Below are 2,045 nucleotides of genomic sequence, written 5' to 3' on the forward strand. Positions count from 1 at the left end.
TCATTAAGCAAGGTGGGGACAAAAAACCACAAGAAATGCATCAACATCCAATAAGCAAAGATTACGTCATTGAGGAAAGAATAAATAAGCAAGAATGGAATGCTTGCAAAAGCTACTATCAGGATAGCAAAGAGATACTCTGTGAGTGCCTCTTTTGACTCAAACTTCTTAAAGTAGTAGCGGTATAAAAAGCAGTGGAGTATTCCCAGTCCTAATGAGGCTATCTGATAAAAGATAAACTCATATAGGTTGTTGTCTATAAAAAGGCGGCTATAACCCATTAGAGGGACAAGCGCATAAACAAATACGGCTGCACTTACATAGATATAGAACTTGGTTTTATATTTATCCTTAAAACCACTTACTTTTGAGGCAAAAAACATCTTTAAGGCTACACAGCCCATAATGATAACCAGCACAATGATAATCAATTGCGGGTCAAGTAAGTGTCCAAAGTATTTCTTTATATGGTTCATAGTATATTGTAATATTAATCTGCTTTAATTTCTGTTAAGTAAGTGTTGTATCCCAAATAGGAGGAGGATTCTGTTGCATTTAGGGTTGATGATTGCTTTTCCTTGGGCAGTAGCACCTCTGTGGTTACCTCTACTTCCATAGGGAAGAAGTGCCTATAAAAAAATGCCAAAAACTCCTTAATAGCTCCTTGATGTAGGTACTCAGGTAACTCAGTTTGCTGTAAAGGACCTATTACCAAATCTAAATGCTTGGTGTAATCTGTATAATCAGTACCTGCAATCGTATCCAAGCCTAAATAACAACTCCCAAGTAGGGTATCTTGGGCGGTATCTGCGTAGTTATCATATTCTCTGATATTTACCTTGACCTCTTCACCGATAAGCAGTGATAGTACCTCACAGGTCTTATCAAGGTCGCCTATAATCTTATGTGCATAGGGTAATAGACTGATAAACTTTGAGGCTAACACAGCTTCAAAACTCGTAGGGACATTCCATAGGGTGTATAGTACATCAGGGGCAAGGGTGCTATTGATTTCTTTTAAGAACGAACTCTCAAAGATTTCTGTTTGTACATTAAATTGAAACAGCTCATTCTCCAAAGGCGCAAAGAACAATCTCGCTGCTTTTTCCTCTTCCTTTTGCTGGCGATACTCCTTAACCATTGTCTCTATGCCCTTCTTTGAGGTATCTGCATTCTTGCTGTGTACCATTCCTTCAGGTAAGGTATCATACAGACTATCACGGGAGAGACTTATGTAAAGCATCTGAGTGGCATCGTAGAGATAGTCCTTTACAGAAGCATCCAACACATCAAAGCGATAACTGCGCGAGAACTGTCCTTCTTTCTCTACAATACACTGGTTTTCTTTGATATGCTTGTGTTGTATCAGGTCACTGACAAGGACTTCTGCCTTGATGTCGTATTTCAAAGCAGTGATTTCTTGGGCGATATGTTCTAAGTCTGTTGCCATTACTTTTTTTGCTCTTGTTTTAGTCTGCCCGCAGCTACATAGCGCAACTGAAAATAAGAGTCATTAAAATCATAGATATTTAACCCTTCCTCAGTGCAGGCTAAGATACGGTCGTTGTGTAGGTATATCCCCACATCTGAGATAGGTTGTTCTTTGGAATATCTGAAAAACAATATATCGCCTTCTTTTAAGAAATCTCTTCCTGTAAAAAGTTGTAAGGATTTAGAGCGGAATATACCATCAGCAGTTTTAGGAAAGGTCTCTTTGTAAACATCACTAAATAGTGCTTGTACAAAGTAAGAGGCATCTACACCTGTTTTCTTATCCAAGCTCTGCGGTTTATAAGGCGTACCTATCCAAGCATCAATATAAGTGTATAAGGGATAATTGCGTATATCCTGTGGCATCATCTTTAAGATGATGGAATACTTCTCTTTAAGCCGTATTTCCTCATCTGAAAGCTGCTCATCTTTGTAGTTGCTTTCTGTGTATTTGGCGTCTATACTATCCTTATGAGCTTGCGCGGCTTTGCGAAAGCTATCCGTAGAATAATGATAGGGCACCTCACGGATATACTTACCTCCTGAACAGGCGG

General features: G+C 39.0%; 3 protein-coding genes. All 3 read right to left on the reverse strand.

Annotated features, from left to right (window positions below):
- The coding region (locus HMPREF9071_RS10835) for a TssN family type VI secretion system protein (RefSeq protein WP_009401279.1) at positions 1 to 476 on the reverse strand (476 nt) is incomplete at its 3' end.
- Positions 477 to 490: 14 nt separating this feature from the next.
- The gene (locus HMPREF9071_RS10840; protein ID WP_009401280.1) at positions 491 to 1,450 is read right to left on the reverse strand and encodes a type VI secretion system baseplate subunit TssG; all 960 of its coding nucleotides are present in this window, start codon (positions 1,448 to 1,450) and stop codon (positions 491 to 493) included.
- Positions 1,450 to 2,045, reverse strand: a 596-nt coding sequence (locus HMPREF9071_RS10845; RefSeq protein ID WP_009401281.1) for a C40 family peptidase, incomplete at its 5' end; no start/stop codon positions are given. The genes HMPREF9071_RS10845 and HMPREF9071_RS10840, both read right to left, overlap by 1 nt.

It is taken from the genome of Capnocytophaga sp. oral taxon 338 str. F0234, from assembly GCF_000192225.1.
In the GTDB taxonomy this organism is placed as follows: Bacteria; Bacteroidota; Bacteroidia; order Flavobacteriales; family Flavobacteriaceae; genus Capnocytophaga.

Coding starts and splice junctions, on each gene's coding strand:
- HMPREF9071_RS10840 (WP_009401280.1), bottom strand. CDS start 1,450: ATGGCAACAGACTTAGAACATATCGCCCAAGAAATCACTGCTTTGAAA.